This is a genomic window from Corynebacterium sp. 32222D000AT, assembly GCF_053546955.1.
Window position 1 is genome coordinate 157,302 of the sequence record NZ_JBPPVW010000003.1, and the last position, 21,814, is coordinate 179,115.

18 protein-coding genes are annotated in these 21,814 nt (G+C 66.8%); 6 read left to right on the forward strand and 12 right to left on the reverse strand.

Features of this window, described 5'->3' with window-relative positions; translation table 11 throughout:
* Positions 1-84 precede the first annotated feature (84 nt).
* The 5 genes from ACEE23_RS02890 to ACEE23_RS02910 all read right to left on the reverse strand — a co-directional run bounded on the left by ACEE23_RS02890 (position 85) and on the right by ACEE23_RS02910 (position 7,805).
* Positions 85-1,509 (reverse strand): hypothetical protein, encoded by a 1,425-nt coding sequence (locus ACEE23_RS02890; protein ID WP_368519936.1) that lies wholly within the window; start codon positions 1,507-1,509, stop codon positions 85-87.
* 57 nt (positions 1,510-1,566) lie between these two features.
* Complete coding sequence (locus tag ACEE23_RS02895; RefSeq protein WP_368519937.1) at positions 1,567-2,421, reverse strand: sulfurtransferase; 855 nt, start codon at positions 2,419-2,421, stop codon at positions 1,567-1,569.
* Between the two features lie 127 nt (positions 2,422-2,548).
* Positions 2,549-5,125, reverse strand: a complete 2,577-nt coding sequence (gene clpB / locus ACEE23_RS02900) for an ATP-dependent chaperone ClpB (RefSeq protein ID WP_368519938.1) — start codon at positions 5,123-5,125, stop codon at positions 2,549-2,551.
* A 117-nt stretch (positions 5,126-5,242) separates the two neighbouring features.
* Positions 5,243-6,292 (reverse strand): hypothetical protein, encoded by a 1,050-nt coding sequence (locus ACEE23_RS02905; RefSeq protein WP_368519939.1) that lies wholly within the window; start codon positions 6,290-6,292, stop codon positions 5,243-5,245.
* A gap of 142 nt (positions 6,293-6,434) precedes the next feature.
* Positions 6,435-7,805 carry a sodium/glutamate symporter gene (locus tag ACEE23_RS02910; protein WP_368519940.1) on the reverse strand — a complete coding sequence of 457 codons (1,371 nt, stop codon included), beginning with the start codon at positions 7,803-7,805 and terminating at the stop codon, positions 6,435-6,437.
* A 266-nt stretch (positions 7,806-8,071) separates the two neighbouring features.
* On the opposite strand from ACEE23_RS02910, the gene ACEE23_RS02915 reads away from it, so the two are divergent.
* A complete protein-coding gene (locus ACEE23_RS02915) occupies positions 8,072-9,196 on the forward strand; it encodes an NAD(P)-binding domain-containing protein (RefSeq protein WP_368519941.1) in 1,125 nt (374 codons plus the stop codon).
* A 105-nt stretch (positions 9,197-9,301) separates the two neighbouring features.
* Here ACEE23_RS02915 and ACEE23_RS02920 read toward each other — a convergent pair whose 3' ends face one another.
* Positions 9,302-10,153 (reverse strand): endonuclease domain-containing protein, encoded by an 852-nt coding sequence (locus tag ACEE23_RS02920; protein WP_368519942.1) that lies wholly within the window; start codon positions 10,151-10,153, stop codon positions 9,302-9,304.
* A gap of 206 nt (positions 10,154-10,359) precedes the next feature.
* Between ACEE23_RS02920 and ACEE23_RS02925 the strand changes: the two genes are divergently transcribed.
* Positions 10,360-11,424 (forward strand): LLM class flavin-dependent oxidoreductase, encoded by a 1,065-nt coding sequence (locus tag ACEE23_RS02925; RefSeq protein ID WP_368519943.1) that lies wholly within the window; start codon positions 10,360-10,362, stop codon positions 11,422-11,424.
* 45 nt (positions 11,425-11,469) lie between these two features.
* On the forward strand, positions 11,470-12,651 hold the full coding sequence (locus ACEE23_RS02930; protein ID WP_368519944.1) for a 2-polyprenylphenol hydroxylase: 1,182 nt from the start codon (positions 11,470-11,472) through the stop codon (positions 12,649-12,651).
* 13 nt (positions 12,652-12,664) lie between these two features.
* Here ACEE23_RS02930 and ACEE23_RS02935 read toward each other — a convergent pair whose 3' ends face one another.
* Positions 12,665-13,480: a carbon-nitrogen hydrolase family protein gene (locus ACEE23_RS02935; RefSeq protein ID WP_368519945.1), complete on the reverse strand. Its 816-nt coding sequence runs from the start codon at positions 13,478-13,480 to the stop codon at positions 12,665-12,667.
* Positions 13,481-13,584: 104 nt separating this feature from the next.
* Between ACEE23_RS02935 and ACEE23_RS02940 the strand changes: the two genes are divergently transcribed.
* Both ACEE23_RS02940 and ACEE23_RS02945 read left to right on the forward strand, forming a co-directional pair.
* Positions 13,585-13,866: a hypothetical protein gene (locus ACEE23_RS02940; protein WP_368519946.1), complete on the forward strand. Its 282-nt coding sequence runs from the start codon at positions 13,585-13,587 to the stop codon at positions 13,864-13,866.
* On the forward strand, positions 13,863-15,044 hold the full coding sequence (locus tag ACEE23_RS02945; protein ID WP_368519947.1) for an alpha/beta hydrolase: 1,182 nt from the start codon (positions 13,863-13,865) through the stop codon (positions 15,042-15,044). The genes ACEE23_RS02940 and ACEE23_RS02945 overlap by 4 nt, the downstream gene beginning before the upstream one ends.
* Here the strand turns inward: ACEE23_RS02945 and exaC are convergent.
* The 5 genes from exaC to dnaK all read right to left on the reverse strand — a co-directional run bounded on the left by exaC (position 15,041) and on the right by dnaK (position 21,170).
* Positions 15,041-16,561 (reverse strand): acetaldehyde dehydrogenase ExaC, encoded by a 1,521-nt coding sequence (gene exaC, locus ACEE23_RS02950; RefSeq protein WP_448872163.1) that lies wholly within the window; start codon positions 16,559-16,561, stop codon positions 15,041-15,043. The two genes, ACEE23_RS02945 and exaC, sit on opposite strands and share 4 nt — an antisense overlap.
* 268 nt (positions 16,562-16,829) lie before the next feature.
* Positions 16,830-17,240: a heat shock protein transcriptional repressor HspR gene (locus ACEE23_RS02955; protein ID WP_368521290.1), complete on the reverse strand. Its 411-nt coding sequence runs from the start codon at positions 17,238-17,240 to the stop codon at positions 16,830-16,832.
* Between the two features lie 13 nt (positions 17,241-17,253).
* Positions 17,254-18,444 (reverse strand): molecular chaperone DnaJ, encoded by a 1,191-nt coding sequence (dnaJ, locus tag ACEE23_RS02960; RefSeq protein WP_368521291.1) that lies wholly within the window; start codon positions 18,442-18,444, stop codon positions 17,254-17,256.
* 126 nt (positions 18,445-18,570) lie between these two features.
* Positions 18,571-19,308 carry a nucleotide exchange factor GrpE gene (gene grpE, locus ACEE23_RS02965; RefSeq protein ID WP_368521292.1) on the reverse strand — a complete coding sequence of 246 codons (738 nt, stop codon included), beginning with the start codon at positions 19,306-19,308 and terminating at the stop codon, positions 18,571-18,573.
* Entirely contained in the window at positions 19,308-21,170 is a 1,863-nt protein-coding gene (gene dnaK / locus ACEE23_RS02970) for a molecular chaperone DnaK (protein WP_368534186.1), read from the reverse strand. The genes grpE and dnaK overlap by 1 nt, the downstream gene beginning before the upstream one ends.
* 421 nt (positions 21,171-21,591) lie before the next feature.
* On the opposite strand from dnaK, the gene ACEE23_RS02975 reads away from it, so the two are divergent.
* Entirely contained in the window at positions 21,592-21,783 is a 192-nt protein-coding gene (locus ACEE23_RS02975) for a hypothetical protein (RefSeq protein ID WP_368519953.1), read from the forward strand.
* Positions 21,784-21,814 lie beyond the last annotated feature (31 nt).

The following is a 21,814-nucleotide window of genomic DNA, read 5'->3' on the forward strand; positions in this document are numbered from 1 at the left end:
TACTCGCGCAACTGCGTTTTTGTTGTTTTCTCGCTGTTTTCTAGCTTAAGACACCCCGTGGGTGAAAACCACGCCCAGGGCGCCTTAGGCGTCGCGGTTGTCGTCGCCTTCTTGGTGGTCGTTGTGGTCGCTGGGCTCGGCGGGGTCGCGGACGGGGTGCTCCGGGATATCCCCGATGGGGCCCAGCTCGGCTTCGATCTCGTCGAAGATCGAGGAACCTCGGCCCAGGTCGCGCGGCAGGCGGGCGACGGATTCGTCCGCGTGCGGGCGCTCCTGCCCGTCGGCGATGGCGTCCACCTCGTCCGCGCCCAGCGCGCGGTGCTCCATGGAGCCGTGGGCGGCGCCGGCCCGGCGGCTGGGCAGCACCATCGGTTCCTCCGGGCGCTGGACCGGCGGGCGCGCCATGTCCTCGGCGGGGTTGGGCACCGCGGTCGGGCCCGTCGGCGCGACCGGCTGCGGCGGCGGCACCACGCGCGTGGGATCCCCCTGTTCCGGGTGGTAGACCAGCCCGGCGGCCGGGCGCGGCGGCAGCACGCGGGCGACGTCCGCCAGCACCGCCATCGGGGCGAGCATCTCATCCCACTCGGCGCTGCGGGCGGTCTTGTCGGTCTGCGCGAGTACCCATTCGTTTTCCATCCACACCGCGGTCACTGCCTCCGGCAGGTATTCCAGCCCGGTGGCCAAGCGGTCGTCGCTCATGCGCTCGACCACGCCCGGCTCCGTGGCGTAGACGCTAAAGCCGGCGATCTCGTTCGCGGCGACCAGGTCCTCCGAGGCCTCTTCCACCAGCGGCAGGCCCGTGCGGCGGAAATCCACCACCACGTCGGAGCTCGCGCCGGTGCGCAGCGCCATCACGTTGACTCCGCCCAGGTCGAGCAGGAAAAGCTCGTGGCCGAAGACCGTGCCGTGGGCGATGTCCCGCGGGCGCGCGCCCCCGGCCGCCGCGCCCCGCGTCCACTCGTCCGCCAGGTAGGAATCCTCCTTGGCGAAGTCGAAGCCGTGCTGGTTTGCCCAGGCCTTGCGCTCCCGGCGCAGCGCGCCCGGCAGCATCGGGCGCCCGATCTTCTTCTTCGGCACCGCCTTCGGGGCCGGCTCCGGCTCCTCCGCGCTGGCGGCTTCCGGGGCCTCCGGGGCCTCGGCTGCTTCTTCCGGTTCCGCGGCTTCCTCGTCCCAGCCGTCGTCGGCAGCGTCGACGCCTTCCGGCTCGGGGCTATCGACCTCGGCGGTCTCGGGGTCGTCGTCCTCTTCGTAGACGATGTCCGGCGCCGGCGAGGGATCCGGCTCCGGCACCTCGGACGGGGCCTCGGCCTTGCCCCAGGTCTCGGGCTCGGTCTCGGGTTCGGTATCGGCCGAGGGGGCATCGGCAGCGTCAAGGCTGTCGGCACGGCTGTCATCGCGCTCGGCCAGCGAGCGCTGCTGCGCGGCTTCCTGGGTCTGGGCGGCGCGCCACAGGAAGACTGCGCCCGCAACAGCCAGCAGGGCCAGGATCAAAAGCAAAATAGGTGTCATTAGCGCCTTAGTTTACTGCCTCCCGCGGCGGCGCGCGGGCGGTGGGGCCGAAGGGTTTTAGGCGCCGAGGGACTCGCGGTCGCCGCGCTCGACCGGGTTGGTCGCATCCGCCGACCACTGCGACCAACCGCCGACGTAGTGGCGCGCGCCGGTCAGGCCCACCCAGTCCATGGTGGCCAGGGCCAGGCCGGAGTGGTTTCCGGAACCGGAGTAGACGATGGCGTCCTTGACGTTGTCCTCGTTGATGCCGGCGTTGTGGAAGACCTCGCGGATCTCCTCCTGGGTCTTCCAGGTGCGGTCCGCGTGGTGCAGGTAGCGCTCCGGCACGTTGACCGCGCCCGGGATGTGCCCGGCTTTGAGGTCGAGGTTCTCGCGACGGCCGGCAAAGCGGTTGGGCTCGCGGGTATCAATCAGGATGCCGTCGTGCTCCTTGACCTCGTCGATGGTGGCGACCATGTCCGGGTTGGGGTCCACGGTGGCGTTGGTCTCCACGGAGATATTGCCCGGGCCGGTCAGGGTGGGCAGCTGCTCCCGGCGCCAGTGGGCCAGGCCGCCGTCGAGGACGCGCACGTCCTCGATGCCCGCCCAGCGCAAGATCCACCACGCGCGGCCGGAGAAGAGCCCGCGGCCCTCGTCGTAGACGACGACCGGGCGGTCCTTGCGCAGGCCCCAGGTCACGAACCATTCCTGCAGCTTGTCCGGATCCGGCAGCGGGTTGCGGCCGTTGCGGGAGCCCGGCAGGCCCGCCATGGCGGCGGAGACGTCGCAGAGCTGGGCGGTCGGGATGTGGAGTGCGTGGAACTGGTTCCGGGCGCTGTTTTCACCCGAGCCCCACAGGCAGGCCAGAACGGTGAGGCGATCGCCGGCGTAGATGGCATCGAAAAGCTCGCGGGGGGAGACCAAAATACTCATGTTTCCCACTCTAGAGCCAAAGCGGCCGCGCCGCCCGCCGTGGCGGCATGACCTGGACGCGCGCAGGCAAAAGGCCCCGGCCACCCCGTCACGATTGGCGGGAAAGCCGGGGCCTAGCCGCGGGCCTTTAGTCCTCCGACTGCTCGGTGGACTGCATGTCCAGGGACTCGCCGTCCGCGGCCACGGTGACCCGCACGATGTCACCGTCGCGGATCTCGCCGGCCAACAGCTTGCGGGCCAGCTTGTCGCCGATGGCCTGCTGGGTGAGCCGGCGCAGCGGGCGGGCGCCGTAGTCCGGGTCGTAGCCGCGCTCGCCCAGCCAGGTCTTGGCCTCGTCCGCCACGTCCAGCGTCAGGCGCTTGGCGGCCAGGCGCTCGGCCAGGTTAGCCAGCTGGATGTCCACGATGCCGCGCAGCAACTCCGTCGACAAGCTCTCGAACATCACCACGTCGTCCAGGCGGTTGATGAATTCCGGCTTGAAGGCCTTCTTCACCGCCGCCATGGTCTCCTCCTTCGTGCCGCCGGCACCCAGGTTGGAGGTCAGGATGATGACCGTGTTGCGGAAGTCCACCGTGCGGCCCTGGCCGTCGGTCAGGCGACCTTCGTCCAGCACCTGCAGCAGGACGTCGAAGACGTCCGGGTGGGCCTTTTCCACCTCGTCGAAGAGCACCAGCGTGTACGGGCGGCGGCGGACCGCCTCCGTGAGCTGGCCGCCGGCCTCGTGGCCGACGTATCCCGGAGGGGCACCAACCAGGCGGGAGACGGAGTGCTTCTCCCCGTACTCCGACATGTCGATGCGCACCATCGCCGAGGCATCATCGAACAGGAAGTCCGCCAGGGCCTTGGCCAGCTCGGTCTTACCGACGCCGGTCGGGCCCAGGAAGAGGAAGGAGCCGGTCGGACGGTTCGGGTCCGCGACCCCGGCGCGCGAGCGGCGCACCGCGTCCGAGACGGCCTTGACGGCCTCGGACTGGCCAACCACGCGGCGGCCCAGGATCTCTTCCATGTTCAGCAGCTTCTCGGTCTCGCCCTCGAGCATCTTCCCGGCCGGGATACCCGTCCACGCGGAGACGACCTCCGCGATGACGTCCGGGCTGACCTCCTCGGTCAGCATGGAGTTGGTCTCCGACTGGGCGTGGGCGCGGGATTCGGCGTCGGCCAGCTGCTTCTCCAGCTCCGGGATGCGCCCGTAGCGCAGCTCCGAGACCAGCTCGTAGTCGCCGTCGCGCTCGGCGATTTCCGCCTTGCGCTTGAGCTCCTCGAGCTCCTCCTTGGCCTCCTGGACCTCGTCGATAGCCTTCTTCTCGTTAGCCCAGCGGGCCTTGAGCTCGCCCAGCTTCTCCCGCTCGTCGGCCAGCTCCTGCTGGAGCTTGGCCAGGCGGTCCCGGCTGGCGGCGTCGGATTCCTTCTTCAGCGCCAGCTCTTCGATCTCCAGCCGGCGGACGACGCGCTCGAGCTCATCAATTTCCTGCGGGGAGGAGTCGATTTCCATCCGCAGGCGGGAGCCGGCCTCATCGACCAGGTCGATGGCCTTGTCCGGCAGGAAGCGGTTGGTGATATAGCGGTTGGATAGCTCCGCCGCCGAGACCAGCGCCGAGTCCTGGATGCGCACGCCGTGGTGCACCTCGTAGCGCTCCTTGAGGCCACGCAGGATGCCGATGGTGTCCTCCACCGAGGGCTCGCCCACGTAGACCTGCTGGAAGCGGCGCTCCAGGGCCGCGTCCTTCTCGATGTACTTGCGGTACTCGTCCAGGGTGGTCGCGCCGACCAGGCGCAGCTCGCCGCGGGCCAGCATGGGCTTAATCATGTTGCCCGCGTCCATCGAGCCCTCGCCCGTCGCGCCGGCGCCGACCAGGGTGTGCAGCTCATCGATGAAGGTGATGATCTGGCCCTCGGAGGCCTTAATCTCATCGAGCACCGCCTTCAGGCGCTCCTCGAACTCGCCGCGGTACTTCGCGCCGGCGACCATCGAGCCAAGGTCCAAGCTAATGAGGGTCTTGCCCTTCAACGACTCCGGCACGTCGCCGGCCACGATGCGGCGGGCCAGGCCCTCCACAATCGAGGTCTTACCGACGCCGGGCTCACCGATGAGCACCGGGTTGTTCTTGGTACGGCGAGACAGGACCTGAACCACGCGGCGGATTTCCTGATCGCGGCCGATAACCGGGTCAATCTTGCCTTCCCGGGCCCGGGCGGTCAGATCCGTGGAGTACTTCTCCAGGGCCTGGAACTGGTCCTCCGGGTTTTCGGTGTTGACCTTGGCGGCCCCGCGCACCGACGGGAACGCGCCCTTAATGGCGTCGTAGGTAGCGCCGCGGCCGGTCAACAGCTCCGCCGCGTCCGTCTTCGAGCCGGCGATGGCTGCCAGCAGCACCTCGGTCGAGACGTAGTCATCCCCTAATTCGCCCGCCAACTCCTGGGCCCGGGTCAGCACGTTGAGCGCGTCCCGGTTGAAGTTCGGGTTGGCCATGTTGGCCCCTTCGGCCTTCGGGTAACCGTCGACCAGCGCGCGGGCCTCCTGCAGTACGGTCTGCGGGTCCACGCCGGTGGCCTTCAGCACCGGGGCAGCGATGCCGTCCTGCTGGTCCAGGATGGCCGCCAGCAGGTGGGCCGGGCGAATATCCGGGTTCCCACCCGCGGAGGCGGTCTGCAGCGCCTGCTGCAGGGCCTCCTGAGTCTTCGTAGTTGGGTTGAATGAGTTCATAATCTGCTTTCTCCTTTAAGTAAATCTCCCTACCTCGGGGAGGTGATCCCACTGTAGAGGCTTCACTAGATGTAACGCAGACAAACTTGAGTATATTCCACTCAACTTTCGAAAATCTTATTTTTCTTGTCCGGGGGCCGCGCTCTGGGCTTCGTGGCTGCCTTCGTGCTCGTCCTCGCGCCAGCCACTGGGCTGCTCCTCGTCGCTGTCGCGGCGCTCGTTCTCACGGTCCGAGAACGTCGCGCGGCGCACCTTGGCCGAGCCGTCGAAGTTGGAACCCAAGGCCCCACCCATGATGCCCAGCGAGGTGGTAAACCACGCGATGTCGACGTAGTCGCGCCAGCCGACGGCCTCGCCGAGCTGCTCGGTCAGGTAGTCCGGCGGGATGACCACCACGGTCAGCGCCGCCATGCCGCAGAAAGTCAGCCCGAACATCATCAGCACGGTCACCAGGACGGTCAGGCCCGTCGAGGCGTTATCCAGCCGCGCGCGCTGCCGGAAGGTCTGGTGGGAGACCCGGTGCCACATGCCGTTGTAGATGACCAGCCAGGTGGACAGCACCAGGATGGCAACCACGCTGACCAGGGCCAGGCGCTGGGGGCTAAGCGCGTGCGCCATCTGCCAGACCGAGCCGTAGAAGATACCGAACCCGCCGGTGGCGACCGTGACCGCCAGGCAGCTGGCCAGGGCCGTCAGCATCCGGCCGGGACGGTTGGTGCGCACCATGCCGGCGACGAAGCGGGCGCGCTGGCCGGTGACGAAGGTAGCATCGGCATGCTCGTCCGCGCCGTCAACGTGCGACGGGGAGCACTCCTCACCTGGGCCCGACCACTGGCCGCTATTGCCGAAGGCCCGGACCCGCTCGGCCAGGTTCTGGCGGCCGAGCCGGAAGCCGAAGGCCGGCAGGCTCACGATGGCGGCATCGCCGGCCTGACCGACCACCTGCGCGGCCACGGGATCGCCGTCGGCGGTCATCGGCATGTCCGTGATGTAGACGAACCGGTCCCAGCCGTAGCGGGTCCGTATCGCCTCAGCCGAGGCCGACAGCGCGATGTTGCCGGAGCCATCCGTGGGCACCGACTCCACCACCACGTCGGCATCGCTTAGTTCTTGATTGACCACTCGGGCGGGCAGGCCGTTATCGACCAGCACTCCCCATTTCGACACACGCGTCACGCACCTTTTCTCTTCATATATTCGGGGGTGCTTATTCTACGCGCGGGGTCTGGCTCGGATCGAACCCCTGGATCGACAAAGCCGCCGCGACCCCTTATCGGACTTGGGGTGCGGCGGCTGGCGGCGCGAGGTATTAGGACTTCTGCCCCACGTGGCCGATGCCTTCCTTGAGGATGGTGCCGCGCGGCGGCATCCAGCCAGCGAACTTGAAGGTGAGGTAGATGCCGACGGCAATCGCCAGCGAGATCCAGCCCAGCCCGGCGGTGAAGCCGTAAATCACGGCGATCGGGGCCACGACGGTCATGCCGATCTCGAAGGGGCCGAAGCCGACGTAGGCCATGCCGTATTCCGACAGGGTGCCGGACTCCAGCTTCGGGTCGACGATCTTGAGGATGGCGATACCGGTGGCGACGGTGGCCGTGGCCCAGCCCCAGCCGAAGATGCCGCGCTCAATCCAGCGCTCGCCGAAGAACTCGGCCGGGAACCACAGCAGGAAGAAGGTGCAGTAGATGGTACCCAGCACGAACAGGACCAGCAGCGGGACCCAGTAGCTAGCGATGGCGGCCGGCACGATGGCGGCGATACCGAAAGCGATCAGGTAGTCGGTGGCAGCACCGGAGACCATGGAGATGGCCTCGCGGTCCAGGTAATCGTTAGCACCCACGGCGTTCATGATGGCGCGGATGATAAGGCCCACCACCATGGACATGGCGAACAGCGGGATGGAGACGTTCTCCCAGACCGAGGAGATAGCCGAGTTGATGAGGTAGGCAATCATGACGGTCAGAACGATGAAGCCCAGGTGCAGGGTCAGCGGCTCAATCGCGGACGGGTTGGTGGTCGCCCGCCCCAGGGACGGGCGGTCCTCGACGTTGCGGATGTAGCCGCGGCGCAGCTCCTCCGGCAGCTCCTTCGGGACGTGGGAGACCTTGCCGCGGCGGATGCCCCAGTTGCCGGCGACGACGCCGCCGATGATGGCGGCCAGCGTACCGACGGTCGCCGAGGTAAAGCCCAGCGAGGACGCGGCCTCAGCGCCAACGCCCTCCAGCGCGCCGCCGACTGCCGCGGCGGTACCGAAGCCGCCGGTGAAGCCGACCGGCAGCATCATGCCGAACCAGTTCGGGGTGTCAAAGACCGGCATGAACAGGAAGACACCCAGCAGGATGAACAGGCCCCACTGGCCCGTGAACATCATGGTGGAAAAGCCCCACATGTTGCGCGCGCCCTTGCGCATGGAACCGCCGACCTCCATGGAGTAGGCCATGGAGGCGAACACGACGGCGATCAGCAGGGAGGTGTAATCGCCCAGCGCGTCGGAGAAATTGATCCAGCCCAGCAGCTCGGGGCCCAGAATCAGGCCCAGCAGGCCGGCCGTAATCGGGGCGGGCAGCAGCAGGTCCTGGAAAATGAACTTGACCTTGTGACGCAGGACGTTGCCGATCACCATGAGCAACGAAATCCAGCCCACGTCCAACATCAGGGAATAAGCAGAAAACTCTTCCACCGGCTATCCTTTCACCTTCATCGTGAATTGCCGCTGCCCACCGTGGGCCGCGGCCGCTCCCCACGGGGCGCCGGCCTGTGAATTTGCCGTGGAACCGCTGTCACCGCGGCACGCCAAATTCCAAATAGCTGACTTTTGGGGGAGTTCTGACCGTGAACACATTACTTGCTTACGGGTGATATACAACATACCGGGGTGTTTTATTAGGGCGCCATTACCCCCGAATAAAAAGGGCCAATCCTCGGCAAACGGTTAGACTAGCTGGTATGTATTCAGCTGAAGTTGTGGTCATCGGCGCCGGTCAGGCCGGCCTCGCGTCCGCTCAGCAGCTCAAGCGGCGCGGCGTGTCCGCCATCGTCCTCGACGCCAACCGCGGCCCCGGCGGCGCCTGGCGCCACCGCTGGGATTCGCTCACCCTAGGTAAGGCGCACGGGATTGCCGATCTCCCCGGCCTGGCCGCCCCGGCCGGCGACGACGCCACGCCGGCTTCCCGCGTCGTCTCCGACTATTACGGCACCTACGAAGAGCACTTCGGCCTCGACGTGCGCCGCCCGGTCCGGGTGGAAAACGTGCACTACGATTCCGCCGCCCACACCTTCCACCTGGCGACCACCGCGGGCAGCTTCCAGGCGCCGGCGCTCATCAACGCCACCGGCACCTGGGACAGCCCGTTTATCCCGCACGTCCCCGGCGCGGCGGAGTTCCGGGGCTGCCAGCTGCACACCAAGGACTACACGCGCGCGGCCGATTTCGCCGGCCAGCGCACCCTCGTCGTCGGCGGCGGGCTGTCCGCCGTGCAGTTCCTGCTGGAGCTCGAAGGCGTCACGGAGACCATCTGGGCCACCCGGCGCCCGCCGGACTTCGTATCCACCGCCTTCGATGCCCGCTGGGGCCGCGCCGTCGAAGACAGCGTGCGGGCCCGCACCCACGCGGGCAAGCGCCCCGCCTCGGTCGTGTCCACCACGGGGATCCCGCCGTGGCAGGACTACCTGGACGCCGTCGACCGCGGCCTGCTGGTCTCCCGCGGCATGTTCAGCGCCATCGATGCCACCGGCGTCACCTTCTCCACTCCCCGCTCGTACGCTGCCCCGGACGTCCACGACGCGGACGCCGAGACCCGCGCCAAGGCCTGGCGCCCCTTCCCCGCCGGCACCCACGTCGAGGTCGACACAATCTTCTGGAACACCGGCTTCCGCCCGCACCTGGGCCACCTGGCGGGGCTGCGGTTGCGCAGCCCACGCGGGGGAATCGAGATGCTCGACGAGGTCACCCCGGCCGCGAACCCGCGCGCCCTGCTGGCCGGGTACGGTTCCACCGCCTCGACCGTGGGCGCCACCCGCGCCGGCCGGCTGGCCGCCAAGCGTGCGGCGGAGGTTTTGGGTAGGTTTTAGGGCCGGTTCTGCGGGGGTTCTGCGAGTTCCGATCAACTTTTGGCCCGTGGGCCCACCCCGGGAACGCAAACTTGATCGAAACTCTCGCGAGCGCGTACCTGCCGCCTAGCGATAACGCGCCCAGGACACCTCCCGGATAATGCCCGAGTGCCAGTTCCACACCCCGTTGGAGGCCATGGGCGCCGGCCGCGGCTGCGTCACCTGCTTGACTACCCGCTTGAGGTGATAGTGCACGCAGCTGCCGCTATAGCGCAGGACCGTGTACCCCGCCAGCGTGGCCTCGTTCGCCTTCCACCGGTCCCGGATGAAGGTGTCGGGCGACTCCGCGGTATGGAACTGATAGCCGTCCACCTCGATGAGCATCTTCAACTCCGGCAGGTGGAGGTCGAAGAAGTACTGTCCTACCTGCACGTTGGTATCCACCCGGTACCCGGCGTCCCGCAAGGCCCGCACGAGCTTGCGCTCAAGCGGAGAATCGCTGCCGATGGAAGCCCGCCCAATAAGGCCGCGCGCCCGCTTGCTGAGCCGCCGGCCGGCGATGTGCTGCTCCAGCACGCTCTTCGCCTTCCTCCCCCGGTACGCCTGCTCCAGCAGCTCGACGGCCTCTTCGTCAGTGCAGTAGTCGATCGTTAGGGCAGGTATATGCACCCGCGCCCCTTCCACCTGGAGTGCCGCCAGCCGCTGGGTCCGGTAGCCGGACACGTAGGCAGATCGCGGGAGCTTGCGCGGGGCGGCCAAGTGCAGCGGGAAGCTAAGCGGCTGACCCAGATAAATCTCGCGCGCGGTCGGCCCGGTGGCCACCGCCTGGGGCCAGCGTCGCATGGCTATCGCCAGCAGCTCCCCCGGCGTCGGCTCCCGCGTCAGGTACAGCCCCTTGGCAATCTTGACGTAGACCCCGGCCGCCGCGCGCCGCCACAGCGTCTTGGCATCCACGCCGGACACGACGATGTCGTCCATAAAGTATTCCCCCCTGCGCTACAGGCTAGCAGCGGAGAGCGCTTCGCCGGGGCGGGCGAGATTCTCGCCGGGGTACACGAGAGTTCCGATCAATTTTTCGCCGCCCGAGCGCGCCGGCAAGCAGAAACTTGCCCGGAACTCCCGCCAAGGCCGACGCCAAACCCAAACCCTTCCCTTTTGTTGACGCGTCCACTATAATGGCGGGCATGAAAGCCTTCGGATTCTTAAGCTTCGGACACTACGCATTCGGCAACCAGCGCGGACCCTCGGCCAGCAAGGTCGCCCGCATCCACCTCAACCTCGCCCAGGCTGCGGACGAGCTGGGCGTGAACAACGCCTCCTTCCGCGTGCACCACTTCGTGCCCCAGGCCTCCGCCCCGATGCCCCTGCTGGGCGCGGTGGCCGGCAGCACCAAGCACATCGAGGTGGGCACCGGCGTTATCGACATGCGCTACGAAAACCCGCTCTACTTGGCCGAGGAGGCCGCCGCCCTGGACCAGATCGCCGACGGACGCGTCGCGCTGGGCATCTCCCGCGGCGCGCCGGAGGTCGCCGAGCGCGGCTGGGAGGCCTTCGGCTACCGCTCGCAGGCCCCCAACGGCGCCGACCTGGCGCGGGCCAACTTCGAGCGCTTCCTGGCGGGCATCGATGGCGCGGGCATGGCCACCGCCGCGCCGCTGGACCGCCAGTACCCGAACATGTTCCAGCCGGGCTCGCAGCTGCCCGTCTTCCCGCACTCGCCGGGGCTGCGCCGCAATATCTTCTGGGGCTCGGGAACCTACCAGTCGGCGGAGCAGGCCGCCCGCGACGGGGTGAACCTGATGTCGTCCACCCTGGTCTCGGAGACCTCCGAGCACACCTTGGGAGAGATCCAGGCCGAGCAGATCCGCCGCTACCGCGCGGCCTGGGCCGCGGCCGGACACGATTGGGCCCCGCGCGTGAGCATCTCCCGATCCATCTTCCCCATCGTCGACGGCGCCGATCACCAGCTGTTCGGCATGCAGGCCACCAGCCACGACCAGGTCGGCATCCTGCCGGACACGGGCGCGTCCACCTTCGGCCGTACCTACGCGGCGGAGCCGGACAAGCTCATCGCCCAGCTACGCGAGGACCCGGCCATCGAGGCCGCCGATACCCTGCTGCTGACCATCCCGACCGCCATGGGCCTGGAGACCAACGTGAAGATCCTGGAGAACTTCGCGAAGCACGTCGCACCGGAGCTGGGCTGGCAGCCCAACACGGAAGGCCCGGTCACCGGCTACGAAATCTAGCCCGCCCGCATCGACCGGCCGCGCCGAGCCAGTAGACTAAGGGACATGAATTCGCGTGTGGAGACCTACGGGTTAGCGGCTGCGTTTTCCCTGGAGGAAGCCGCGGAGCTCATCGAAGCCGGCCACCCGGACGCCGAGCGCCTCCACCGCGCGCTGCACGAGAACCTGTTTGTCGACGTGGTCGAGTCGCGCCAGGTCTTTGCCTGGGACCAGCACCGCGTCCACGCGGACTTCCTGCCCGCGCTGGCCTGGCTGGTGCGCGCCGTGCGCGTTGAACCGGGCGAGCTGGTCATCCCCGCCGAGGTCACGAAGCGGCTCGAGGACATGGCCCGCGCGCACCGCCGCCACGGCTTCCCCGCCGAGCTCTACTCCACGCTGGCTAGCGCCTTTGGGAAGGCGCTGCGGGATGTGGGGGCATCGACGACCATTTCGCGGCGGCTTTCCGGCGTCTTCACCCAGGTCTGCACCATTATGCGCGAGGCTCACCACGCCGCGGACGTCGCCGGCATCCCGCCGGCCTACGCGGGCCGCGTGGTGGCGGTGGACAAGCCCAACCGCGCGACTGCCATCGTGCACGTGGAAATCGGCACGGCCTTAGAATGCGCGCCCGGCCAGTCCGTGCCGGTGACTTCTTCCCTGCTGCCCGGCACCTGGCGGGAGATGACCCCGGCCACCCCGGCGGATTCGACAGGCCAGCTGGAATTCCACCTGGCCGCGGCTGGCGATGCCTCCACCTCCCTCATCCGTTCCCACCCCGGGGATTGGTGGACGCTTGGCGCCCCGGCCCAGGATTTCCCGCACGGGGCCGGCAACGCCGAAGTCCTGGTCAGCCGCAGCACCGGCTGGTCCGCGCACAAGGCCCACCTCCTGGCGTTGTGGGCCGACGTCGCTGCGGGCAAGGTGCCCGAACCCGCGCGCATCGATGTCATTCGGCTGGCCGAAAGCCCCGGCGCCTTCTACGACACCCATTTCCAGGAAAACTTCGCCGCGCTGGCGCCCTGGGTGCGCTTCCACCACCTGGCGGAAAGCCCGCGGGATCCGTGGCTGTTAAGCCCGGCGGATCCGGCGCAATCGCTGAACGTCGAGGTTACCGACGACCCGGCGGCGGCCATCACCGCCATCGCCGGCGGGCGGCCCACCCACGTGGTCGGCCCGGGGATTACGCAGCTAGCCGGCCGCGTGGCGGCGCAGGCCGCGGACTGGCAGCCGGCCGGTTTTCAGGCCTAGCCGACTACGGCTTTTAGGTCCGCGACTCCAGCACCGGCAGGGAACGACGCATGTCCGCGACCTCGTCGGCGTCGATATCGGCGTAGATGATCTCTTCCTCATAGCCGGCCTCGGCGAGGCGCCGGCCCTGCGGGTCCACAATGACCGAGTGGCCGATGCCCGTGGGCCCGGAGGGGTTGCCCGCCTCGTCGTTGCCGCCCGGGCGGGCCTGGCCGGCCGCGCACAGGTAGCTGGTCGAGTCCAGCGCGCGGGCCGCAGACAACAGGCGCCACTGCTCGAGCTTGCCCGGGCCGTCGGCCCAGCTGGTGGGCACGACGATGAGCTGCGCGCCGCGCTGGGCTAGGGCCCGGAACTGGTCCGAGAAGCGGATGTCGAAGCAGACGGCCACGCCGACGGTCCACTCGCCCACCTCGAAGGTCACGAGGTCGACGCCGGGGCGCACGGTGTCGGATTCGCGGTAGTCGAAGGCGTCGTAGGTGTGGATCTTGGCGTAGCCGCGGTGGATATCCGGCCCGGTTATTAGCGCGGTGTTGTAGACGCGGTTGATGGTCTTGTCGCCCTTGACGTAGCTGTCGGCGGGGCTGAACATGCCCGCTACCACGGTGACGCCGAGCTCGGTGGCGAGCGCGTGCAGGCGCTGAGCAAATTCACCATCTAGGTCTTGGGCGCCCTCGTCGAGACGACCCGTGGCAAAGGCCTGCATGGTCGCTTCCGGAAGGACCACCAACTGCGCGCCTTCCGCCGCCGCTTTGCGTATCTGACCTTCGGCTTTGGCGAGGTTCTCCGCCCAGTCAGGGCCCGTGGTTACCTGGACTGCTGCAATCTTCATGGTCTCCACAGTAGGGGGATATCCGCCCGGTTGCGAGAAAAATTCTGGCACTAGATCCGTGACAGCCCTAGCGCCCGCGGCGCAAAGGGGCCCAGACTAAAGGCATGAACCAGTTAACTATTAGTAGCTCTGCCCGTGAATTAGTACGCCAGCAATTAGCCACCACCTACCCCTACCCGGCGGCGGAGACCACCCCGCACCTAGGGCGCTACGGCGCCCGGACGGCGGCGGCCCTCCACCGCGCGCACGCCGCCTGGAGCGCCCGCACCACCGGCTGGGAGGCGCGCCGGAGGGCGCAATTAGCCGACCTGTCCTACTTCCTCGACCACGTGGCCGACACCGATGAGACACTGTCCGCCGCCTTCGAGAGAGGGCAGCACCGATGACGACCTCGCTCGCCCTGCGCCAGGCCGCCGGGACCCTAGACGCGGCCAGCGGAACGCTCGCCGGCCGCTCTGCACTACTTACCCATGATGGGGCCGCGCTATTGTGGGCTGGACTAAGCGGCGACGCACCGCTGGTGGCCAGCCAAAACCTGCGGCACTACGCCCGGCAGCTCGAGCCCGAAGCACAGCAGATGCGACTGGCGGCCGGGCTCCTGGAGGCCTACGCGGAGCTCCATGCTCGCCTCGAAGACTTGGAAGGCCGCGCCGTCCTAGCGCTGGGCGGGACCGCGGCCACGCCGCTGCTGCTGGCCCTGCGCGGCATCGGCGACGGGCTGGACTGGGCGTGCGCGCGCAGCATCGACGCGCTGTGCACGGGCACGCTGCCGGAGCCGCCGCAGCGGCTGGGCGATTTCGAGGACCTGAGCGTCGATGCCATCCACGAGCTCAACCTGGTGACCTCCTCCGAATTCGTCCAAGAACTGGCCCGGGCCAACCCGGATATCCGGCTCCTGGAGGTCTCGAAAGGCCGGATGGTGGCGATTGTCCCGCCGCCCGGGGAGCCGGTATCCACCGAGCCGGCCAGTGTTACCACCTTCATCGAGGGGGTCGGCTCGGCCGAGCCGGAGAAATGGCAACGCACCATCGACAGGACGCGCCAGATAGCCCAGGCCACGGGCGGGACGGCCGTCGCGTGGGCCGGTTACGCCGCCCCTCCCGGCCTCGCGCACGGGGTCCACGCGGAGCCCGCCCAGCGCGCCGGCCGCGACCTGGCCCGCTTCCAGCGCTCACTGCGGCAGCGTTACCCGGACGCGCGGCATACGGTGGTCGGCTACTCCTACGGCAGCGTCGTCGCCGGCTCCGCCGCCACCCAGCCGGAAGGCCTGGCGGCGGACGACCTGGTCCTGCTGGGCAGCCCCGGCGCGGTGGCCGAAAACGCGCAGGACTACCGCCTGCACGGCCACAACCCGCAGGTGCACGCGCTCACGGCGAAAGGGGATCCGATCGACGCGGTCGCCTCACCGTGGGGCGGGATCCACGGTCCCGATCCCACCAGCCGCGGTTTCGGGGCCCGGCCCTGGCCCGAGCCGGTGTACGGCGATCACGGCGCGTATTTCTCGGATCCCCGGTTCTTCGCCCACCTCGGCGACATCGCGCGAGGTAAGACAGGAGGTGCTTAGAACAGGCCCGTCGGCTTCTCGGAGTAGGACACGAGCATGTTCTTGGTCTCCTGGTAGTGGTCCAGCATCATCAGGTGGTTCTCGCGACCCAGGCCGGACTCCTTGTAACCGCCGAAGGCAGCGTGCGCCGGGTAGTTGTGGTACTGGTTAATCCACACGCGACCAGCCTGGATGGCGCGGCCAGCGCGGTAGCAGATGTTCTGGCTGCGCGACCACACGCCGGAGCCCAGGCCGAAGTTGGTGTCGTTGGCGATCTGGATGGCTTCGTCGAAGTCCTTGAAGGTCGCCACGGACAGCACCGGGCCGAAGATCTCCTCTTGGAAGATCCGCATGTCGTTGGTGCCCTTGAAGACAGTCGGCTCGATGTAGTAACCGTTTTCCAGGCCGTCGAGCTGGTTGACGTTTCCGCCGATGAGCGTCTCGGCGCCCTCTTCCGGGCCGATTTTCAGGTACTCGGTGATCTTGTCCATCTGCTCCTGGGAGGCCTGCGCGCCCATCATGGTCTCGGTGTCGAGCGGGTGTCCGATCTTGATCTTCTTCACGCGCTCGATGGCCAGCTCCAGGAACTTGTCCGCGATGTCCTCGTGGACCAGCGCGCGCGACGGGCAGGTGCAGACCTCACCCTGGTTCAGGGCAAACATGACGAAGCCCTCGACGCACTTTTCCAGGTAGGAGTCGTCCTCGTCCATGATGTCCGGGAAGAAGATCGACGGGGACTTGCCGCCGAGCTCCAGGGTGACCGGGATGACCTTGTCCGCGGCGGTCTTGTTGATGATCTTGCCGACCGGGGTGGAGCCGGTAAACGCAATCTTGGCGATCCGGTCGGAGCCGGACAGCGCGGCGCCGGCCTCGTCGCCTAGGCCGTTGACCACGTTGAGCACGCCCTCCGGCAGGAGATCGCCGATAAGATCGAGCAGGAAGAGGATGGAGGCCGGGGTCTGCTCGGCGGGCTTGAGGATAATGCAGTTGCCGGTGGCCAGGGCCGGGGCGATCTTCCACGCGGCCATCAGGAGCGGGAAGTTCCACGGGATGATCTGGCCCACGACGCCGAGCGGCTCGTGGAAGTGGTAGGCCACAGTGTTCTCGTCCAGCTGGGAGATGCCGCCCTCCTGGGCGCGGATCGCGCCGGCGAAGTAGCGGAAGTGGTCCACGGCCAGCGGGATATCCGCGGCGAGGGTCTCGCGCACGGCCTTGCCGTTTTCCCAGGTCTCGGCGACGGCGATCTTTTCGAGGTTTTCCTCGATGCGATCGGCGATGCGCAGCAGCACGAGGCTGCGCTTGGCCGGGGAGGTCTTGCCCCAGGTCTCGAAGGCCTTCTCGGCGGCATCGATAGCCAGGTTGATGTCCGCTTCCTTACCGCGGGCGACCTGGCAGAAGACCTCGCCGGTCACGGGCGTGATGTTGTCCATGTACTCGCCATCGACCGGCGGGACCCACTGCCCGCCGATGTAGTTGTCGTAGCGCTCGCGGAAGTTGGCGATTGCGTCCGGGGTGCCGGGGTTTGCGTACTGCGTCATGGTGTGGAGTCCTTCAACTGGTAGTCGGCATTGAGTGTGGTTTATGTGAAGACCTTCGCACCAAGCTCTACTTAGTGAGCCCAGTCACGAAATCTTGCACGCCATCATATCCAGTCGTTCCGGCTGCCGCTAGGGGGTGATCCTTTCCTGCTACGAACTACCAGTTGGGACAAGCAAAAATCCCTGCCCCCGGAGTCGGGGAACAGGGATTGACGTGGCCGCGCACAACGCACACGGCGCGGCCTAAACAACACGCAAACGGAGGCGCTTAGGCGGGGCGGTGTTTGCCGCCGCGGCGCGGGGACCACATGACCACGGAGGTCGAGCGCGGCACGTGGACCAGCTCGCCGCGCTGCGGCTGGCTTCCGCGCTTTTGTAATTCGGCGCGCAGCTGCGCGACCTCGTTTTCCAATTCGTCGCGCTCGGCGGCCAGCTTGTCGCGTTCCTCGGTGAGCTCGATGATTGCCTTGATGCCGGCCAGGTTGACCCCGTCCTCTTGGGACAGGTTCTGGATCTTGCGCAGCATCGAGATGTCGCGGTCCGAGTAACGGCGGCCGCCGCCGCTGGTGCGGGCCGGGGTGACCAGCCCGAGGCGGTCGTAGGTACGCAGCGTCTGGGCGTGCATACCGGACAGTTCCGCTGCCACGGAGATGACGTACATGCTAGAAAACTCGCTCATAGCTTTTCACCTCCTAGTTCCGCGTGGTGTCCCCGGCCCATCCGGCGCGGGGGTTGAACCCGGAGTCCTTCTCGGCCTGGGCGTAGGAGCGCAGCGCGCTGGAGGCGGCGGCGTCCAGGTTGTTCGGAACCTTGACTTGGACGGTGACCAGCAGGTCGCCGGACTTGCCGCCCCGGGCCGGGATGCCCCGGTTGCGTACGCGCAGCGTCCGGCCGTCCGGCGTGCCCGCCGGGACCTTGACGCGCACCGGGCTATCCAGGGTCGGCACCGTAATGGTGTCGCCCAACGCTAGTTCCGCGAAGGAGACCGGGACGGTGATTTCCAGGTCGTCGCCCTTGCGGGTAAAGACCGGGTCGGATTTCACGTGCACGGAGACGAACAAGTCGCCGGCCGGGGTGCCGTTGGGCCCGGCCTCGCCCTGGCCCGCCAGGCGCACCTTCTGGCCGTCGATAACGCCGGCCGGGATGCGCACGGTGATAGAGCGGGTGCGGTGGACGGTACCGGTGCCGTTGCAGGTCTCGCACGGATCGGTGACGGTCTGCCCGGTGCTGCCGCAGTTCTGACAGGGAGCGGAGAAGCCGAAGCTACCGCGGTTTTCCGAGGTAAAGCCCGTGCCGTTGCACTTCGTGCAGGTGGTGGTGTGGCCGGTCTTCGAGCCCGAGCCGTGGCAGGTGGTGCACGGGGCCTCGCCGCTGAGCTGCAGCGGGATGGTGCCGCCCTTGGCGGCCTCGCGGAATTCGAGGGTTATTTCCGTTTCGACGTCCGCCCCGCGCGTCGGCCGAGCTGCGTGGCCAGCACCACCGCCGCGGTTGAAAACGCCACTGAAGATATCCCCAAAACCACCGCCTCCAGTTTGTCCAGAGTTCCCGAAGAGGTCGGAGAGGTCGAAGTCTTGCGCCCCGTGCGTTTGGCGAAACCCGCCGGGAAATCCGGCGCCTCCTGCCCGGCCGAAGCCGCCGCCCCTGCGCAGCATGGCCTTAAAATCGTCGTACTCCTTGCGTTCCTTCTCATCGGAGAGGACGTCGTACGCCTCGGCGGCTTTCTTAAACTTCTCCAGCGCCTCCGGGTTGTCCGGGTTGGCGTCCGGGTGGTTTTCCCGGGCTAGCTTGCGGTAAGCGTGCTTAATCTCGCTAGCGCTCGCGGACGAGGAGACCCCCAGATCCGCGTAATAATCTTTGTCTGCCCATTCTGGTTTAGCGCTCACTGGGCATCTCCTCCTTTCGAGGTGAAATAGTGTTTCTCAGCCTCGCTATGTGTTTACTAAAAATTTTATCTAAGACTAAATAAAAGGGGCGCCGAGGATAACCTCCCCCGACGCCACCATTAGGAACTAGCTCTGCTCGGACCCGTGCGAGTCCGCGCCGCCTTCCGCCTCATCCGCGGATGCGGACGAATCACTGGGGTCGGCGATGATGACCATCGCGTTGCGTACCAGCCGGTCGCCGACGCGGTAGCCGCGTCGCAAGACGGTGCCCAGCACCTTCTCGTCACCGCTGGAGAGATCCTGAACTGCTTCGTGGATCTCCGGGTCGAAGGCGTCGCCCTCTTCGCCGAAGGCGGCGAGCTTTTGGCCCTGCAGCACGTTGTTGAGCTTGTCGGCCATCGACTTCAGCGGGCCTTCCTCCAAGTCCCCGTGCTGGCGGGCCAGCTCGAGGTCGTCGAGGATGGGCAGCAGCTGGGCGATGACCTGGGCCTTGGCGTTGTCAATAACGCCCTGGCGCTCACGCTCGGTCCGGCGGCGGTAGTTGGTGTACTCCGCGTTCAGACGCTGCAGGTCCTCGGTGCGCTCGGCCAGCTGTGCCTCGAGGTTCGGCTCGGCGGCCGCCTCCGGGTCGACGTCGCCCTCGACGTCGGCCAGGGCCTCGTCCACATCTGCCTCGAGCGTGGGATCCAGCACGGCCTCTTCGGCGGCGTCCGCTTCCGCGTCGGCCTGGGCGTCCGCGGCTTCGGCCGACTGGGCATCGGCAGCCTCGGCGGCAGCTTCCTCAGCACGGTCCGCCGAGGTAGCCTCCGGATCGGTGTTGTCCGGGTCGCCGGGGTTATCCGGCATTCCGTTGAACTGAGTCATTACTTGTCGCCATCCTTGTTGTCGGTGTTGTCGGTGTCCTCGTCCACGACCTCAGCGTCGACGACGTTCGGATCTCCCTGGGCGCCAGCGTCACCAGCCTGGCCTTCCTGGCCAGCCTCGGCAGCCTGTGCCTCGTAGATCTCCTTGCCCATCTCCTGGGAGACGGTGGACAGCTTCTCCACGGCGGACTTAATAGCCTCGATGTCGTCGCCCTTGAGGGCCTCGTCGACGGCGTCGGCAGCCTCGGTCACCTTGGTCTTGGACTCTTCGGAGACCTTGTCGGAGTTCTCGTCCAGGAACTTGCGGGTCTGGTAGGAGGTGGATTCCGCGTTGTTGCGGGTCTCCTGCTCCTCGCGGCGCTTCTTGTCCTCTTCGGCGTGCTGCTCGGCGTCCTTGACCATGCGGTCAATCTCCTCCTGGGACAGGCCGGAACCATCCTGAATCTTGATGGTGTTTTCCTTGCCGGTGCCCTTGTCCTTGGCGGACACGGAGACGATGCCGTTGGCGTCGATGTCGAAGGTGACCTCAATCTGCGGAACGCCACGCGGTGCCGGAGCGATGCCGCCCAGCTCGAAGGAACCCAGCAGCTTGTTGGCGGAAGCCATCTCGCGCTCACCCTGGAAGACCTGGATCTGGACGGAAGGCTGGTTGTCTTCCGCGGTGGTGAAGGTCTCGGACTTCTTGGTCGGGATGGTGGTGTTGCGCTCTATGAGCTTGGTCATCACGCCACCCTTGGTCTCAATACCCAGGGACAGCGGGGTGACGTCCAGCAGGAGGACGTCCTTCACCTCGCCACGCAGGACGCCGGCCTGCAGGGCAGCGCCCACGGCGACGACCTCGTCCGGGTTAACGCCCTTGTTCGGCTCGCGGCCGGTCAGTTCCTTGACCAGGTCAGACACGGCCGGCATACGGGTGGAGCCACCAACCAGGACGACGTGGTCGATATCGCCGACGGACATGTCAGCGTCCTTGATGACCTGGTTGAACGGAGCCTTGGTGCGGTCCAGCAGATCCTGGGTGATCTTCTGGAACTCGGTGCGGGTCAGGGTCTCGTCCAGGAACAGCGGGTTCTTGTCAGCATCCACCGTAATGTACGGCAGGTTGATGTTGGCCTGCTGGGAAGCGGACAGCTCAATCTTGGCCTTCTCCGCGGCCTCGCGCAGACGCTGCAGAGCCATCTTGTCCTTGGTCAGGTCGATGCCCTGGGCGCTCTTGAACTTCTCGACCAGCCAGTCAACGATGCGCTGGTCCCAGTCGTCGCCGCCCAGCGAGTTGTCACCGGCGGTGGCCATGACCTCGACGACGCCGTCGCCGATTTCCAGCAGGGAGACGTCGAAGGTGCCGCCGCCCAGGTCGAAGACCAGGATGGTCTGCTCCTGCTCGCCCTTCTCCAGGCCGTAAGCCAGTGCAGCCGCGGTCGGCTCGTTGACAATACGCAGGACGTTCAGGCCTGCAATCTGGCCGGCCTCCTTGGTGGCCTGGCGCTGCGCGTCCTCGAAGTAAGCCGGCACGGTGATGACCGCGTCGGTGACATCCTCACCCAGGTAGGACTCCGCGTCGCGCTTCAGCTTCATCAGCGTGCGGGCGGAGATCTCCTGCGGGGTGTACTTCTTGTCATCAATGTCGACGGTCCAGTCGGTGCCGATGTGGCGCTTGACGGAGCGAATGGTGCGGTCGACGTTGGTCACCGCCTGGTTCTTAGCGGACTGGCCGACCAGGATTTCCCCGTTCTTGGCGAAGGCCACGACGGACGGGGTGGTGCGGGAGCCTTCCGAGTTAGCGATAACGGTGGCCTCGCCACCTTCCAGTACGGAAACCACCGAGTTAGTGGTACCGAGGTCAATACCTACTGCGCGTCCCATAGTTCTTTACTCCTTCTAAGTGTTTGTTTCTCGTAAGTTGATTGCCTGTGGCTCAACTTCTGATGAGTACGTCAGCCACTCTAACAGAAGTTTGCTTCAAGTCGTTCCAAACCTGAGTGCTGGCCACTCAATCTACACAACGCACCACTCGTCAAAGTTGTTCCCACTCGACTCAACTTTTTAAATCTTTTTCGTTTTCCCAGTTCAGAACACGTCGTCCACCTTCGGTTCCGCGAGCGTGTCCGAAAGTTACCTCCAACAAGTATCCGAAAGAGGATAGGCAGCAGGCCCAAAACTCGGCAGACTGTAAAGCACAGCAGCCGGGAACGGTCGCAACAGCAACGGGACTGGCTGGTTTTCGACCACCCCGGGCTGCTCCTACTCGAGAGACTCAGATTCTTATACACCGAAAGGAACTTTCATGTTCGACTTCCTGACCGACCTCAGCTCCGCCATCGACTTCGAGCAGCTCATCAAGGGCATCTCCGGCCTGATCGACAGCTCCTCCGAGGGCTCCGAGGGCGAGGGCCTGTCCTCCGCTTTCGAGGGCCTGTCCTCCTCCGAGGACTCCGCTTCTGAGGCTGCCGAGTCCACCGAAGCTGCTTCCGAGTAAGCCTTAAACCTCCACTAAACAGAGGCACGAG

Coding starts and splice junctions, on each gene's coding strand:
- ACEE23_RS02890 (WP_368519936.1), bottom strand. CDS start 1,509: ATGACACCTATTTTGCTTTTGATCCTGGCCCTGCTGGCTGTTGCGGGC.
- ACEE23_RS02895 (WP_368519937.1), bottom strand. CDS start 2,421: ATGAGTATTTTGGTCTCCCCCCGCGAGCTTTTCGATGCCATCTACGCC.
- clpB (WP_368519938.1), bottom strand. CDS start 5,125: ATGAACTCATTCAACCCAACTACGAAGACTCAGGAGGCCCTGCAGCAG.
- ACEE23_RS02915 (WP_368519941.1), top strand. CDS start 8,072: ATGTATTCAGCTGAAGTTGTGGTCATCGGCGCCGGTCAGGCCGGCCTC.
- ACEE23_RS02920 (WP_368519942.1), bottom strand. CDS start 10,153: ATGGACGACATCGTCGTGTCCGGCGTGGATGCCAAGACGCTGTGGCGG.
- ACEE23_RS02925 (WP_368519943.1), top strand. CDS start 10,360: ATGAAAGCCTTCGGATTCTTAAGCTTCGGACACTACGCATTCGGCAAC.
- ACEE23_RS02930 (WP_368519944.1), top strand. CDS start 11,470: ATGAATTCGCGTGTGGAGACCTACGGGTTAGCGGCTGCGTTTTCCCTG.
- ACEE23_RS02935 (WP_368519945.1), bottom strand. CDS start 13,480: ATGAAGATTGCAGCAGTCCAGGTAACCACGGGCCCTGACTGGGCGGAG.
- ACEE23_RS02940 (WP_368519946.1), top strand. CDS start 13,585: ATGAACCAGTTAACTATTAGTAGCTCTGCCCGTGAATTAGTACGCCAG.
- ACEE23_RS02945 (WP_368519947.1), top strand. CDS start 13,863: ATGACGACCTCGCTCGCCCTGCGCCAGGCCGCCGGGACCCTAGACGCG.
- exaC (WP_448872163.1), bottom strand. CDS start 16,561: ATGACGCAGTACGCAAACCCCGGCACCCCGGACGCAATCGCCAACTTC.
- ACEE23_RS02955 (WP_368521290.1), bottom strand. CDS start 17,240: ATGAGCGAGTTTTCTAGCATGTACGTCATCTCCGTGGCAGCGGAACTG.
- grpE (WP_368521292.1), bottom strand. CDS start 19,308: ATGACTCAGTTCAACGGAATGCCGGATAACCCCGGCGACCCGGACAAC.
- dnaK (WP_368534186.1), bottom strand. CDS start 21,170: ATGGGACGCGCAGTAGGTATTGACCTCGGTACCACTAACTCGGTGGTT.
- ACEE23_RS02975 (WP_368519953.1), top strand. CDS start 21,592: ATGTTCGACTTCCTGACCGACCTCAGCTCCGCCATCGACTTCGAGCAG.